Consider the following 13,477-nt stretch of genomic DNA (forward strand, 5'->3'; position numbering starts at 1 on the left):
AACTAATCTCGGCTGACTTTACTGTCGTCAGTCCAAAAATCATAAAAATTAAACCATTGGTAAGGATACTGACTCGCAAAAAAACTCAGACGATCTGAAAAATGCTGAATTGTTGTTTGTAGATCCTGCTGTCGTGTTTTACGGCTAAATTTTAACTTATCCGCAACTTTTTCAAAGATAACTAAATAGCGGTTATGCGCCTTTAAACAAAATAAATAATACACCGGGCATTCGAGTAAACTCGCGAGAATAAATGGCCCTTGCGAAAACGGTGCTGGTTTACCCATGAAATTACAATAGTTTACCCTGCCAGCGACGCTTGAGCTAGTGCGGTCACCAACAATCACTATTACTTCGCCATCATCAATTTTTTGCTTCAGTAAAATCGCCAAGGTAGGGCTCATATCCGTAACTTGGATGAGGTTTACTTTGGCATCGGCATTGATTTGTTGCAGCACCTTATTAAATTCAACTGCATGATGGGTAAACACTAAAACGTTTATGGTTACTGAGTAACGGCCTTGACTGAGCGCCCGACATACTTCCAAATTACCTAAGTGCGAGCCAATGAAAATGGCCCCTTGCTTACTTTTTTGTAATTCAGCAAATTCTTCATGATTTTGATATTGAATGGCGTCGAGTGGGATTTTGCCAAGCCACGCGTCAATTTTATCAAACGCAGAATCAGCAAATTTGCAAAAATGTTTTAACCCATGCCAAAAACCAGCATTGACTGGCTGATTTTTATGCTGAGCCACTTGGTTTAAAAACGCGATGCTCGCCGCACGTTGCGTTTTACCTGTGCAGTAAAAATAAAACACCACAGGAAACAACATTAACCACAATACACGACGCCCTACCAAACGATAAAAGCCTAGTAAAATACGCATACCAAGCAAGGTACCGCGCTCTTGCATTGTCGACCAATGTTTAGCCACGCAGTTTTCTCCAAAGCAGCAATGGTATGCGCGGTAACATACCGAAGAATAAGCGTGTATGCATCCAGCTAATTAGCACGTTATCTTCAAAGGCGCGAAAGTGTGAACTACCGCCTTCTGGGTAGATAACTTTCGTTGGCATAAACCGACTTGGCGTACCACGCCAGAATAGGCGCACCATGATTTCAATATCAAAATCCATGCGCTTGCCAAGCTGTTTATCACGCAGCAGCGCTGCAGTTTCTTTCACTGGATAACAGCGAAAGCCACACATTGAATCTTTTATACTGAACGATAAAGTTTCAATCCACACCCAAAAATGAGTAATGTAACGACTGTATAAACGCACTTTCGGTACAGATTCATCGTAAATAGGCTGGCCGCTAATGACACTGTCGGGATACTTTTTGCCAAGGTAGATTAAGGTTTGAATATCGGTTAGGTCGTGTTGACCGTCGGCATCAACTTGTATTGCGTGGCTATAACCCAATTTATCGGCTGTCAGTAAACCCGTTTGAACAGCGCCACCTTTGCCCTGATTTTCACTGTGCTCAATCAAGGTTAATAGCGGAAACTGAGATTCGCATTGACGCATGACAGCGCCCGCATCCGCTGTTGAGCCATCATTAACCATAATAATCGGTAAATCGAGGGCACTTAGCTCCGTTAAAACCGATTCAATCACAGTAACATGGTTATAATTTGGGATAACAATACACGCGTGCATAATGTTAGCTGTGCACCACTACGCGGCCTGATGAATGCTGACCATGTTCTGAATGAAAGCTAAAGGTAAATTTGCTGTCGTTTTTCTTGATGAGAGTAAGCTCAACCTCTGAATTTGCAACAATCACCACTTGAAACTTCAATACTTCAACAGAATCAACCAGCGCGGAACTTAACGAAAAGTGTTGCTGTGCGTATTTTACTGCCCAATCTAATTGCACAACACCGGCTAAAATCGGTGCTTGTGGAAAGTGACCGTTAAAATAATCTAAACTACCGTCAACCCAAAGGGTGAGTTTTACCGTATCGTCTTGCTCTTCAATGGCGCGTACTTCTGGTAATGATTCTTGTAACTTAGTCAAATAACTTCTCCAATTCTGCAAATACGTACTTACCTTGGCTGTTAACTGGCAACTCATCCACATAACGAAATTTACGTGGCATGCACACCGCCTCAAACTGCCCAGCAAGTACTTGCTTTAAGCGCTTATTGAGCGCTAGTTTACCGTTTTTATTCAATTCGCCAAGCCCAGCGGCCGACAATTGTGCAACTAATCCCAGTTGCTGGCGAAATCCTTGCGTTAACAAAACCACTTTACACTGGGTAATCGCATTATCGTCGCTTAATACACGCTCAAGTGCATCTAAATTAACGCGTTTTTCTTCAAGTTTAATGGTGCGGTCCAAGCGACCTGACAAACTAAAGCGTCCATCTTCTAAAATCTCACCACAATCTTGCGTGACAAACATTGCATCATCAAAATAAGGCGATTTAACTGCAAGCTGCTGCTGATGCTTTAATACCGTTATACCGTCAAAGCACTGCCATGGTTCAGTTTTAAACTCAGAGACTTGGCGATACGCAATGCCACCCGTTTCAGTGCTGCCATATATTTGCGTTGCCGCAACGCCCAATTGTTGAAACAAGGTCACTGCACTGTTATCACTAAGCGGTCCGCCTGATGAAAATACCCCCGCAATATTGTGTTTAACTGAAACACATACATTGTCACGAATAAGACGGTCAATAAATGCGGGACTAGTAATAATAACCGAAGGCTGTGTCGCGACTAAGGCGCGTAATTGCTCAGGAAATTCAACAAATGTGAGGTTTACTGTGTAATTCGCATGTAACGGCCAAAATAACTTAAATAGCAGACCATAAATGTGCTGATGAGATACCGTCGCAACAATTTGGCAATCAGAATCAAATACAAAGGTATTGCACAAATTTGTAAGCTCAGCATTAATATGCTGCCAAGACTTTACCACAGGCTTACCGTAACCTGTTGAGCCAGAAGTATAAAATGTAAGTTTTCCAGATTCTGGTAGCGTTAACGCAGCGGCAGATTGCTGTAACGATTCAGCAAAACTAAGGGAATCCAGTGAAAGGTGTTTGTCGCCGCTAAATTCATCGACCAACACATAGTCGGCATCTTCACTGGCGATCTGGATATTCTCTGGCTGTCCGTTGGCTGGAAATATAACATCAAAACCTGCATGTGCGGCCGCCAGCAAACGTACCAAAAACACATCACTTGCAGCATGGTATAACACCAAAGACTGCGCACCAGTTTGCTGTTTAAACACGCGTAATTGATTGGCAAGTGCCGTTACCGCATTAGCACAGATATCTCTATCTAAAATCGAAGGGCTGGTTGTATGCATACTAATTTAATGATCAAACTCGTGACGCTGCTTTACAACATGACGAACAAGTAACTCACCTGCCATTAGTACGCCCATTAAAATGTACGCAATCAATCCGTTGTATAGCGTCCAAAGCGCAATATCTCCAAGGTATATGGTGTAACATGCAAGTGCAATATTAATGCTAAAGAATACGCACCACACTTTGGTGACATTTCGCGTATAGGCAACAACATGTTCTGGTAATGTTACATTTTGCTTGTCTTTGCTTTTACGTTTTTCATCGAGTAGCGCAAAGGTTTCTATCACCGTAGGCCCTTTGAACAATGAATACGCAAACGTGACAAGCATAGTGCCTGAAATAAGCACAGGGTAAAACAAGGTTACCTTGCTGTTATCAAGTAACCACGCCAATGCGACACATACGCTGCCTAATACCGTTGCCGGTAGAAGCCATGGCATGGTGCTACTAGCCGCCCGTGTAAATACATAGCGACCAACAATGGCGATGAGTAAAACAGGTGCAATACTGGAAATACTCGCATACTGCAGGCCAAAATAAATAAGCACTGGGTAGGCCAGTAATAATACAATGAATACTGTATTCAGTATTGCTTTTATCATGTGTTTTACGCTGAAACCAACTTGCTTACTTCGTTTACCACATCTTCTACAGTGCGTACTTGCTTAAACGCTTCAGGATCAATCTTTTGTCCTGTGATTTCACGCAATTTCACCACCAGATCAACGGCATCAATACTGTCGAGATCTAAATCTTGATAAAGGTGTGCCTCAAGCGAAATATCGCCTTGATCTATTTCAAATTCTTCCACCAAGATATCAGTTAATACTGCGAAGATTTCTTGTTGTGTTTTCATACCCTACCCGCTGTTATGCGTTTTGTTCAATAAACGCTGCTAACGCATCAACCGATGCAAAATGCTGCTTTGTTTCTTCTGAGTTTGCGTCAATTTTAATATCAAACTCTTTTTTAATCGCTAAGCCAAGCTCTAGCGCATCAATGCTATCAAGACCCAAACCATCAATAAAAAGTGGTTCGCTGTCGTTAATGTCATCAACGGTAATATCTTCTAAATCTAATGATTCAATAATGAGCTTCTTGATTTTAATTTTTAAATCACTCATAGCTGTCTAATTCTCCTTGAAAAAATGCCTGCATATCGCGCGTAAAACTACGCGCATGCTGCGTCAATTTCGACGCTTCAAAACAGGGTAATTGCAATTGTTGTTTCGTCATTGCGAGATCAAATTTAGCCTGCGTAGGTGCCACTTCGTACCACATTTCTGACTTAGTTAACGTTGACGGTGCAACATGAATTAACACAGAAACGATATCAGCACGACAGCGCAGTGCGATATTTGCCGCACCTCGTTTAAATTTTAACGCTTGACCAGGTGTCGTACGAGTGCCCTCAGGAAACACGATTAAGTTGTTTCCCGCAGCAAGTGATGCTGCACAATCCGATAGTAAGCCCTCAGGGCTTTCATTGCTTATATAACCGGTGGATTTTATCACACCTCGCATAAATGGGTTACTAAATAAATGTGCTTTAACGACACAATCTGCATTGGGAATAAGCGAAATAAGTACCACGACATCAATCAAGGTCGGGTGATTAGCAAGTATTAACTTGCCTGTTAAATTGGCAAACTGAGTACGATCAGCAATAGTGAATTTAAAGATTCCCAATGCGCCCATCAAGCCAACGAAAAACTTAAACAGCAAATGCACTGTATAGCGCGCTGCCTTGCGGCGTTTTTCTTCATCGCGATAAATAAGGTACTGAATAGGCAATACAATTAGCGGAACTAACAATCCACCTAAGCCAAACACCGCAAAACAAAAACCGGTTGCGACAATGCGCCAGCAGCGTCCTAGCTTGGTTAACAAGGCGTTACCTCATCAATATGCAAGTGCCATGCACTTTGACTGCCGAGCACAAGCGCGTCGTTGGTTTTGTTTGTCGCTAAAAATTCCACAAACTGTTTTGCCTGTAACGGTGTATTGTTAGGCGTATCGCTAGGAGTTAACGACAGCGTAATACCCTGTTCATTGTCTTTAGATACAACAAATGCACATGCCAAATCACAACTATTCACATCGTCAAATCGTGCATAATCATCTGGTAGTGGTTGATCGCAATACACAACGAGTACTTCGGATATATTCGGATTATTTAGCTGAATGCTTGCTTCAATTAATGCCATCAGCAGGGTGTTTTCGCCGGCTGCGATACTGTTCATTGGCTGTTGATTATTCGTTAAAATCGAATAAAGCCCAATAACTGCATTGTGAACAGACAAGCCAAACGATGTTGGGCTGATCACTTCTTGGTGAGCTAAGTCTTTTAAAATGCTTGATGTACGGTGAAAATCACCATGTTGCGACGCAAATACAACAGGCATTGATTCCGCATCACTTTTCTCAGCGCTATTTGCTGCAACAAACAACGCCATTTTTGCATAGTGACTGAGTCGTCGGCGCTGCATTGCTGGCACCCAATCCAATTGTGGACTTTTGCTCGTTGGATCAAACATTTCAATTTTTGCGTTGGCGAGCTGTGCTTCGTCCTTAGCTTTACACCAATAATTAAAATGTGAGAGCACCATTTTCATGTGATGTGCGTCCATGTTGTTTGAAAATGAGGCGAAACTATAAAAAAACTGCGCAAAAGAAGCAATGCTAAAACGCAAGAATGTTAAATTTATGCGTACTTTAGACTATTTTTAACTCAAATAACTGTATTTAACGACATGTTAATAGCATGTTTCAGTTAGCGGATGCTGAATTTGACAGCGTGCTCATAATAAAATGAATAAACTTTGGCTCTTTCAACACCCCTGCATGCGATGCATTAAAGCCCATCATTTGATTTGCTTCACGCTGAATATTTAGCGGTATTTGACTGGATAATGACACAACGCCATCATCACTTGCACCGTCTTGATAGGAAAATACCAAAGCGTAATTAATTTCTGGCTGCAGTGCCTGAGTATGCAACTGATTAACATAGTCACTGTTAGTTGCAACATCATGCCATGAGTTAATTACAAGGGGCGAACTTTCAATCCCTTTTCGAGCACTTTGCATACCCAATAAAGGACTGTTTACCGTAATGAAATGATTAATTTTATAGTTACGTGCATGACCTTGATGACTCAGTGCGTAACCTCGAGTAATCAGCCCACCCATACTGTGCGCTAGCACCGAAACCGCATCAAAACCATAGCGTTTTTGCATAACGTCAATGCTTTCTAGCAGATAGTCTTTAACCAAATGCAATCCTACGCCACTTGGATAGTACAACACCCACACTTGATAGTCAGAATCTTCAAGCGCCGCGACTAAATCGGAAAATTCGCGCGGGTTGCCCATCATGCCGTGCACTAGAATAAGCGGCTCTTTTTTAGCGTTATACGGAGACAACATAAATAAACCAGATTCCACTTGTGCAAGAAAATCAAGCGGTCGCCAAAACCCCATATCAACATTATGGGCATCAAACATAGCGTGCTCTAAATTCGCTAACTTGCCGATATTATTAACATTGTAATTATCACTGTATTGAACCGCATAACCCTTTTTAACGGGCTTTGCGAAGTGAATTGGTTTGGCTTTGTATGTGGCTTTATCGTTAAGCGTAATTGCTTGTAACATGCCAACCGAGTCAACATAAGCAACGCCTGTTTCATTGTCGTCGTAGGTCAAATTGTGATTACTGTCTTGGTATACAGCAACGTAATAAGTGCCTGGTTTTAGGTAGAATTTAAACCGCCCGCTGCTATCAAGTAGTTTCTGATTCTCAATCGAGAAGGTGTTGTCGTTACGGCTTAATACAGTAACTACGAGTTCGCCACCATCTGCATTAGATTGATAATCAACTCGGCCATTTATTTCAGCAACACTGTCGAGTAATTGAGATTGTTGTTTAGCCTGGCGAAAATGCTGACAGCCAATTAAGCTCAAAACACAGCAAAGCAGTAAAATATGTCTCATCGAATTCCCTTCGCGCTAGTCACACGCAACTTACCTGTTTATAAATATCTTATTATCACAATCAGCAAAGGCGCAACATCTACATGATAATTGTGCTATTACATCATGTGTAGCGCGATAAACGTGATCGTACACCCTTTTGTTAACGATTAATTACATCAACTTATTGCAATAATTACGACTATAGTTGAATAATGTACCGTCGTTAGCCAAATTTAACTAATTATGCCCGTAGTATTTGCTTTTTTGTTATTTTTTCCGCTTTTCTTATTTGCCAATACCGAATTTGAGCAAATTTTTGATGATCACACCGCTGTGATGCTGTTGATCGAGCCAAAATCAGGAAAAATTATAAAAGCCAATCAGGCCGCGGCAGATTTTTATGGCTACAGCTCGCAAGCACTGCAAAGTAAAACCATTCAAGAAATTAACTTATTTACCGCAGAGCAAGTCGCAGAAGAGCGTGAAAACGCCCATCGACAAAAGCGCAACTATTTTATCTTTCGCCATCAAACAGCTGCGGGTGATATTAAAACCGTTGCAGTTTACTCAATACCCATCGAGTTTGATGGTGCAACACTGCTCTATTCGGTCATTAAAGACATTTCCACACAACGGCAATATCAAAGTGAGATTTGGCAATACCAAAAAAACCTAGAACAAATGGTTGATAGCCAAGTAGCGATTATTAAAATCAAAAATAATAAAATACATGCCATTTATATTGCCGGATTAGTGGTACTAATTGCGCTTGCACTGTTTTTAACCTATTTGCTACGCATCACCCGAAAAGCGCAAAAATACAGTACCAAACTCAGCCAAATAGTGGAGCAAAGCCCCTCTGCAATTATCACAACCGACTTACAGGGTTATATTGATTATCAAAATAAGCATTCTGAAAGTGCGTTTTTTGCAAAATTATCATCAAGTAAACAAAGTTTATTTGATGAATTACGTAATTTAACGCAGCGCAGCGACGAATTTGATAACGCAATTAGCACTAATACCCCTTGGGTTGACCGCATTAATTTAGGACAAGCGCACCACTGGCTCCATGTGCATCTTTATCCGCTTTTAAATAAACAGCAAAAGAAAGACGGCTATGTACTTATTCTCAATGATATTTCAAAACAAAAGCAGGATGAGAAACAGCTTAGGCTTACATCAACTGTATTTCGTACCGCCAATGAAGCAGTGATGATTTGTGATAAAAATTATAGAATTCAAGCAGTCAATGAAGCCTTTACAGAAATAACCGGCTATAACAGTGACGAAGTGCTGAATAGGACACCTGATATACTGAGTTCCGACCTGCAAACAGAACCTTTTTACGCCAATATGCAGCACCAACTTGATGAAAATAACCAATGGCAAGGCGAAATTTGCAATCGCCGTAAAAACGGTGAGCTTTATTATGAATGGCTTTCAATCACCGCCCTTCGCGATACTAACGGCGAGATTGATGCGTTTGTGGCACTGTTTAGCGACATCACAACACGTAAAAAGGCAGAAAATAAAATTTACCAGCAAGCTAACTTTGACTCACTTACTGGGCTTGCAAACCGCAACTTATTCTCAGATCGTTTTGAGCAAGCACTTAATAAAGCACAGCGCGAGAACTCATTTCTGGCGCTATTGTTTATCGACTTAGATGGTTTTAAGCACGTTAACGATACCCTAGGTCATTCACAAGGCGATACCCTTTTACAGCAAACAGCAACGCGCCTAACCGAAACCTTACGTAAATCAGATACTATTTCTCGCTTGGGTGGTGATGAGTTTGCGGTACTTATCGCAAGCGATAATAATCAGTTTAAAGTTGATCGAGTCGCCCATAAAATTCAGTCGGCAATAGCCACCCCTTATCAACTTGATAACGCACAAGGGTTTGTCTCCGCTAGCATCGGTATTACAACTTATCCAAACGACGGGCAAGACGTTGAAACACTGATGCGAAAAGCCGATAGCGCCATGTATAAAGCGAAAGCAAAAGGTAAAAATAATTTTCAATTTTTTACTGCCGAAATGGACGAAAAAGCACAAAAAAGACGTACCCTTGAGAGCGAATTACGAACCGCGATAGATAACCAACAGTTTTTCATTGATTATCAACCCATTTTTGATGCTAAGCATAATGTTATTTATGCGTGTGAAGCATTAGTGCGCTGGCATCACCCTACCAAGGGCCTTGTTTCACCTGACCACTTTATTGAGCTTGCTGAAGAAATTGGTGTAATCGCCAATATTGGGGAGTTCGTTTTAGAACATGCCTGTATTACCGCAGCAAAATGGCAAGATGAATATGAAAATGCGCCCGGTATTAGCGTTAACATTTCTACTGTTCAATTCCAGCGTGATGATTTTATTGCCACTATTAAAAATGCGATTGAAGTCAGTGGCTTGCCGAGTAACAAGCTGATATTAGAGATTACCGAAAGCTTACTTATTGAAAACGATAAAAAAACCATTGCCCAGCTCACTATGTTAGCTAATTTAGGCGTCAAAATAGCCATTGATGATTTTGGCACCGGCTATTCATCGCTCAGCTACCTAAAGAAATTCCCAGTGCATAAACTCAAAATTGATAGAAGCTTTATTAAAGACATTGAACATAACGCCGAAAGCCAAGCACTTACCAAAGCCATTATTGCAATGAGTAAGAGCTTAAAGCTTGAAGTAATTGCCGAAGGCGTTGAGCTCAATGCGCAGATGCACTGGTTAACCGCATCGGATTGCTCGCTAATTCAAGGCTATTGGTTTGCCAAGCCCGTTGATGCGTTAACGATTAAAGAATTACTCACTGAGCACAACAGTTAGCATACTCTTTCAGCTATACCACTGATTTATTTTGCCACGGCGCAAGTTTGCTCTGGCGTGTTACTTGGCGCTTTAACCAGCTTTTTATTAAATTCACGACGAATTAACAGGTGGCTGACCAAAGCTTGAATAAACACAGTAACAATTGAACAATACCAAATTTGTTCAATGTAAAAATCGTCTTGATTCACTAAATAAATAACTGAAACCGCAAACAGTGACAAGCGCACAAAGGTGCTCAGTAACGCGGGCCACGTATTTCCAAGCGCTTGAAACATGCCTGAAATGGCAAATACATAGCCAGCAGGAACAAAATTAAGGCCAACAAAACTCAAGAACGTTGCTGCAACTAACACCACGTTGGCATTGTCACTAAAACCGGTGACAAATAGCTCAGGTACCCATAAACACAGTACCATTAACATACCCATTAATGAGCACGTTAAAAACGCGGTGATGTGAAAGGTTTCGTACACGCGTGAGATTTTTCGCGCTGCGAAGTTTTGTCCAGCGATGGCAGGCGCGGCAAAGGCAATGGCCATAACCGGTAAAAAAAGCGATTGCATAATACGCCCACCTAAACCAAAGCCGGCTTGTGCTTCAGCAGATACACGACTAAGCGCCCAATAAATCAACGACATATACAAGAAGGTCAGTAAAAATTCGCCGCCCGACGGTAAACCAATATTAAGGATTTTGCGTATCGTTTTCGCTTTTAACGCAAACGATAACCAGCGCACTTGAAGATATTGCTCTTGTTTATTGAAATAACGCACCAAAAGCACAAACGATAGCAACATTGAAATACTGCTCGCCAGACCCGCGCCAACGACACCGAGCTCAATGCCAAGCCCCCACCCCGTTATCAGAATAGGCGATAGAATAATGTTAGCGATAATACCAATCACCGAAATCGACATAACCGGTTTTACAATACCAGTACCGCGCAGCGCAGCGCTTAATGCGGTAAATACAAACTGCAGCAGTAACGACGGTAAAAACCAATAAAAGTAACTCTCGGCTAATGCTTGTGTAGCAATGTCGGCGGTCATAAACGCAAAAAATACGTGACCAAATGCGTAGCCTATCGCTGCACAAAACAGGGTTGCCCAATTGGCAAGCGCTAACGTTTGATTAAATACGTGACTGGCTTGGCGCTGCTTTTTGCGCCCGACCGCATGCGATACTAGTGTTGCACAGCCAATATTGAGTACTTGCGTTAATGCCATAACAAAGAAAAACACACTTGATGCATTGCTCACAGCGGCAATCGCGGCACTGCCTAGTTGACCAACAAAATACAAATCAACTAAGAAATACAGCGTTTGAATAAGCAGACCAATGGCGATTGGCACTGCCATTGAAATAATGTGTTTTGGAATGCTTCCTTTCGTAAGATCGTGCATAACTGCGCAACTGTCCTTTTAAATAATAAGGCTAACCGAGCCTTGCAAGCGCTTTATCGAGTTCATCAGCAAAGGCTTTTTTATCGGTGTTTGATAACGCGCTCGGGCCACCTGTTTCAACGCCACTGGCACGCAAAGTATCAAAAAAATCACGCATATTTAAACGCGCTTTAATGTTACTTGCGGTTAATAACTCGCCGCGCGGGGTGAGTGCAATCGCTTCTTTAGTGATCACTTCATCGGCGAGTGGAATATCTTGCGTAATCACTAAATCGCCCGCGACTACACGTTTAGCAATTTCGTTATCGGCAACATCAAATCCTTTTTCTACCTGTAATCGCTTGATAAAACGAGACGGTGGAATGCGGAAACTGTGGTTAGCAATAAAGGTTGTGTTGATCTGTGTACGCTCTGCTGCACGAAATAAAATCTCTTTAATTGCAACAGGGCATGCATCTGCATCGACCCAGATATTCATAAAGTTCCTAGGCTCTTAAATAAAAATGCAGTATACGGAAGCGACTAACTAAATGCGAGTGATTCTTAACGGCGAAATGTGTTAACGCTTATTTTTAAGCGACAACATAAACTGCTCTACTTTTAGGGTAAGGAACTGTTCTACCTGCTCTTCCATGCTGTCGACAGTAAAGTCATTTACGCTTAACACACGTTCCGCTTGCTCTTCTGAAATTAACTTACCGTTCAGTAAAAACTCCCATTCAGGCAAGGTTTTATCATAGCGAGGGATCACATCAAGGGTGACAAATGGATAAGTAAAATCAACCCGATTTATCAATCGGCAAAAATCTTCAATGTAATCAGTACCCGTTGGCCCTAAACACCCAGGCTCTAAACGAAAGCGTATTGCTAATTTCAAATAGGACATACCTCTTCCTTTAAACACGCAACATAGAATAAAACTACTTTACAAACTATGTGATGTAACACTGCAAACCGCAAGTTAATGTTTAATAAACTTTCTATGTGTATAAATTATAGCTATGGCTCTTGAAGCACAGTTTAAGATAGCCTAGTGTATAGTTTTTAACGTCAGGTTAACAAAACATGGAAGAATTTATCGCTCAGCTCGATCTCAATCAATATCTGCCAACAGCACTTGATTGGGCAACTAACCTATTACTTGCCTTCGCCATTTTAATTATTGGTATTTGGCTTGCCGGCAAAGTAAATAAAGCCATCATCAAAATTTCTAATCGTCATGTACAACTAGACGATACCTTGTTTAAGTTTTTTGGCAGTGTGGCTAAATACACCATTTTGGCATTTGTCGGTATTGCGGTGTTAAACCGTTTTGGCGTGCAAACAGCCTCAATAATTGCACTGCTAGGTGCCGCTGGGCTTGCGGTTGGTTTGGCACTGCAAGGCACATTATCAAACCTTGCAGCAGGTGTAATGCTGCTTATATTTAGGCCGTATAAAGTGGATGATTTTATTGAAACAGGCGACCAATTCGGTAAAGTGGCTGAAATAGACATGTTCACCACCATTTTACAAACCTTTGATAACCAGCGAATTATCATTCCTAATAGCGATATCTGGGGCAATAAAATTGTCAATCACTCTCACCATGAGATTCGTGGTGTTGATATGCGCTTTGGCATCGCCTATGACGAGAACATCGACGCTGCTCGCGCAGTTATTAATAAGGTATTAGACGCGCACCCACATATTTTGAATGACCCTAAACCTTTTGTTGAAGTTGAAACCCTCAATAACAGTTCGGTTGATTTTTTAGTACGTCCGTTTTGTCATGGTGAACATTATTTCGATATTTTATATTCGGTACCCGAGCAAATTAAAAAAGCACTTGATGATGCCAATATTGAAATTCCATTCCCTCACCGTAAAGTTATTTTAGTTAATGAGAACAAATAGATAACGTGTAGGCATGCGTTTAAAAG

Annotated in this window: 15 protein-coding genes; 2 read left to right on the forward strand and 13 right to left on the reverse strand. The window is 41.4% G+C overall.

Annotated features, from left to right (window positions below; translation table 11 throughout):
• Nucleotides 1-2: 2 nt before the first annotated feature.
• The 10 genes from L1068_RS03850 to L1068_RS03895 form a co-directional block, all read right to left on the reverse strand.
• Nucleotides 3-917, reverse strand: coding sequence for an acyltransferase (locus L1068_RS03850; RefSeq protein ID WP_237129298.1), 915 nt, complete (start codon nt 915-917; stop codon nt 3-5).
• Nucleotides 918-930: 13 nt separating this feature from the next.
• Nucleotides 931-1,665: a glycosyltransferase family 2 protein gene (locus L1068_RS03855; protein ID WP_237129167.1), complete on the reverse strand. Its 735-nt coding sequence runs from the start codon at nt 1,663-1,665 to the stop codon at nt 931-933.
• A 4-nt stretch (nt 1,666-1,669) separates the two neighbouring features.
• The gene (locus L1068_RS03860; RefSeq protein WP_237129168.1) at nt 1,670-2,026 is read right to left on the reverse strand and encodes a thioester dehydrase; all 357 of its coding nucleotides are present in this window, start codon (nt 2,024-2,026) and stop codon (nt 1,670-1,672) included.
• Entirely contained in the window at nt 2,019-3,332 is a 1,314-nt protein-coding gene (locus tag L1068_RS03865) for an AMP-binding protein (protein WP_237129169.1), read from the reverse strand. The genes L1068_RS03860 and L1068_RS03865 overlap by 8 nt, the downstream gene beginning before the upstream one ends.
• A gap of 6 nt (nt 3,333-3,338) precedes the next feature.
• The gene (locus L1068_RS03870; protein ID WP_237129171.1) at nt 3,339-3,938 is read right to left on the reverse strand and encodes a hypothetical protein; all 600 of its coding nucleotides are present in this window, start codon (nt 3,936-3,938) and stop codon (nt 3,339-3,341) included.
• 5 nt (nt 3,939-3,943) lie between these two features.
• Nucleotides 3,944-4,192: an acyl carrier protein gene (locus L1068_RS03875; RefSeq protein WP_054980773.1), complete on the reverse strand. Its 249-nt coding sequence runs from the start codon at nt 4,190-4,192 to the stop codon at nt 3,944-3,946.
• 13 nt (nt 4,193-4,205) lie between these two features.
• Nucleotides 4,206-4,460 carry a phosphopantetheine-binding protein gene (locus L1068_RS03880; protein ID WP_010559422.1) on the reverse strand — a complete coding sequence of 85 codons (255 nt, stop codon included), beginning with the start codon at nt 4,458-4,460 and terminating at the stop codon, nt 4,206-4,208.
• A complete protein-coding gene (locus L1068_RS03885) occupies nt 4,453-5,226 on the reverse strand; it encodes a lysophospholipid acyltransferase family protein (RefSeq protein WP_237129172.1) in 774 nt (257 codons plus the stop codon). The genes L1068_RS03880 and L1068_RS03885 overlap by 8 nt, the downstream gene beginning before the upstream one ends.
• Nucleotides 5,220-5,951 (reverse strand): beta-ketoacyl synthase chain length factor, encoded by a 732-nt coding sequence (locus L1068_RS03890; protein ID WP_237129173.1) that lies wholly within the window; start codon nt 5,949-5,951, stop codon nt 5,220-5,222. Before L1068_RS03890 ends, L1068_RS03885 begins: the two co-directional genes overlap by 7 nt.
• Nucleotides 5,952-6,105: 154 nt before the next feature.
• Complete coding sequence (locus L1068_RS03895; protein WP_237129174.1) at nt 6,106-7,332, reverse strand: alpha/beta fold hydrolase; 1,227 nt, start codon at nt 7,330-7,332, stop codon at nt 6,106-6,108.
• A 225-nt stretch (nt 7,333-7,557) separates the two neighbouring features.
• Here L1068_RS03895 and L1068_RS03900 point away from each other — a divergent pair, with 225 nt between their 5' ends.
• Nucleotides 7,558-10,149, forward strand: a complete 2,592-nt coding sequence (locus L1068_RS03900) for an EAL domain-containing protein (RefSeq protein WP_237129175.1) — start codon at nt 7,558-7,560, stop codon at nt 10,147-10,149.
• Between the two features lie 26 nt (nt 10,150-10,175).
• Here L1068_RS03900 and L1068_RS03905 read toward each other — a convergent pair whose 3' ends face one another.
• The 3 genes from L1068_RS03905 to L1068_RS03915 all read right to left on the reverse strand — a co-directional run bounded on the left by L1068_RS03905 (nt 10,176) and on the right by L1068_RS03915 (nt 12,441).
• Nucleotides 10,176-11,555, reverse strand: a complete 1,380-nt coding sequence (locus L1068_RS03905; RefSeq protein WP_237129176.1) for an MATE family efflux transporter — start codon at nt 11,553-11,555, stop codon at nt 10,176-10,178.
• A gap of 31 nt (nt 11,556-11,586) precedes the next feature.
• Nucleotides 11,587-12,033, reverse strand: a complete 447-nt coding sequence (locus L1068_RS03910) for a YaiI/YqxD family protein (RefSeq protein WP_054980777.1) — start codon at nt 12,031-12,033, stop codon at nt 11,587-11,589.
• Between the two features lie 81 nt (nt 12,034-12,114).
• The gene (locus L1068_RS03915; RefSeq protein ID WP_100914956.1) at nt 12,115-12,441 is read right to left on the reverse strand and encodes a hypothetical protein; all 327 of its coding nucleotides are present in this window, start codon (nt 12,439-12,441) and stop codon (nt 12,115-12,117) included.
• Nucleotides 12,442-12,620: 179 nt separating this feature from the next.
• Here L1068_RS03915 and L1068_RS03920 point away from each other — a divergent pair, with 179 nt between their 5' ends.
• On the forward strand, nt 12,621-13,451 hold the full coding sequence (locus L1068_RS03920; RefSeq protein ID WP_237129177.1) for a mechanosensitive ion channel domain-containing protein: 831 nt from the start codon (nt 12,621-12,623) through the stop codon (nt 13,449-13,451).
• Nucleotides 13,452-13,477: the final 26 nt, after the last annotated feature.

The organism is Pseudoalteromonas sp. MMG024 (genome assembly GCF_021654175.1).
Lineage (GTDB): Bacteria > Pseudomonadota > Gammaproteobacteria > Enterobacterales > Alteromonadaceae > Pseudoalteromonas.

Excerpts from the sequence above, each read along its gene's own strand:
- L1068_RS03905 (WP_237129176.1), bottom strand. The coding sequence starts at position 11,555 with ATGCACGATCTTACGAAAGGAAGCATTCCAAAACACATTATTTCAATG.
- L1068_RS03900 (WP_237129175.1), top strand. The coding sequence starts at position 7,558 with ATGCCCGTAGTATTTGCTTTTTTGTTATTTTTTCCGCTTTTCTTATTT.
- L1068_RS03850 (WP_237129298.1), bottom strand. The coding sequence starts at position 917 with ATGCAAGAGCGCGGTACCTTGCTTGGTATGCGTATTTTACTAGGCTTT.
- L1068_RS03890 (WP_237129173.1), bottom strand. The coding sequence starts at position 5,951 with ATGAAAATGGTGCTCTCACATTTTAATTATTGGTGTAAAGCTAAGGAC.
- L1068_RS03875 (WP_054980773.1), bottom strand. The coding sequence starts at position 4,192 with ATGAAAACACAACAAGAAATCTTCGCAGTATTAACTGATATCTTGGTG.
- L1068_RS03880 (WP_010559422.1), bottom strand. The coding sequence starts at position 4,460 with ATGAGTGATTTAAAAATTAAAATCAAGAAGCTCATTATTGAATCATTA.
- L1068_RS03865 (WP_237129169.1), bottom strand. The coding sequence starts at position 3,332 with ATGCATACAACCAGCCCTTCGATTTTAGATAGAGATATCTGTGCTAAT.
- L1068_RS03920 (WP_237129177.1), top strand. The coding sequence starts at position 12,621 with ATGGAAGAATTTATCGCTCAGCTCGATCTCAATCAATATCTGCCAACA.
- L1068_RS03910 (WP_054980777.1), bottom strand. The coding sequence starts at position 12,033 with ATGAATATCTGGGTCGATGCAGATGCATGCCCTGTTGCAATTAAAGAG.
- L1068_RS03870 (WP_237129171.1), bottom strand. The coding sequence starts at position 3,938 with ATGATAAAAGCAATACTGAATACAGTATTCATTGTATTATTACTGGCC.
- L1068_RS03895 (WP_237129174.1), bottom strand. The coding sequence starts at position 7,332 with ATGAGACATATTTTACTGCTTTGCTGTGTTTTGAGCTTAATTGGCTGT.
- L1068_RS03915 (WP_100914956.1), bottom strand. The coding sequence starts at position 12,441 with ATGTCCTATTTGAAATTAGCAATACGCTTTCGTTTAGAGCCTGGGTGT.
- L1068_RS03855 (WP_237129167.1), bottom strand. The coding sequence starts at position 1,665 with ATGCACGCGTGTATTGTTATCCCAAATTATAACCATGTTACTGTGATT.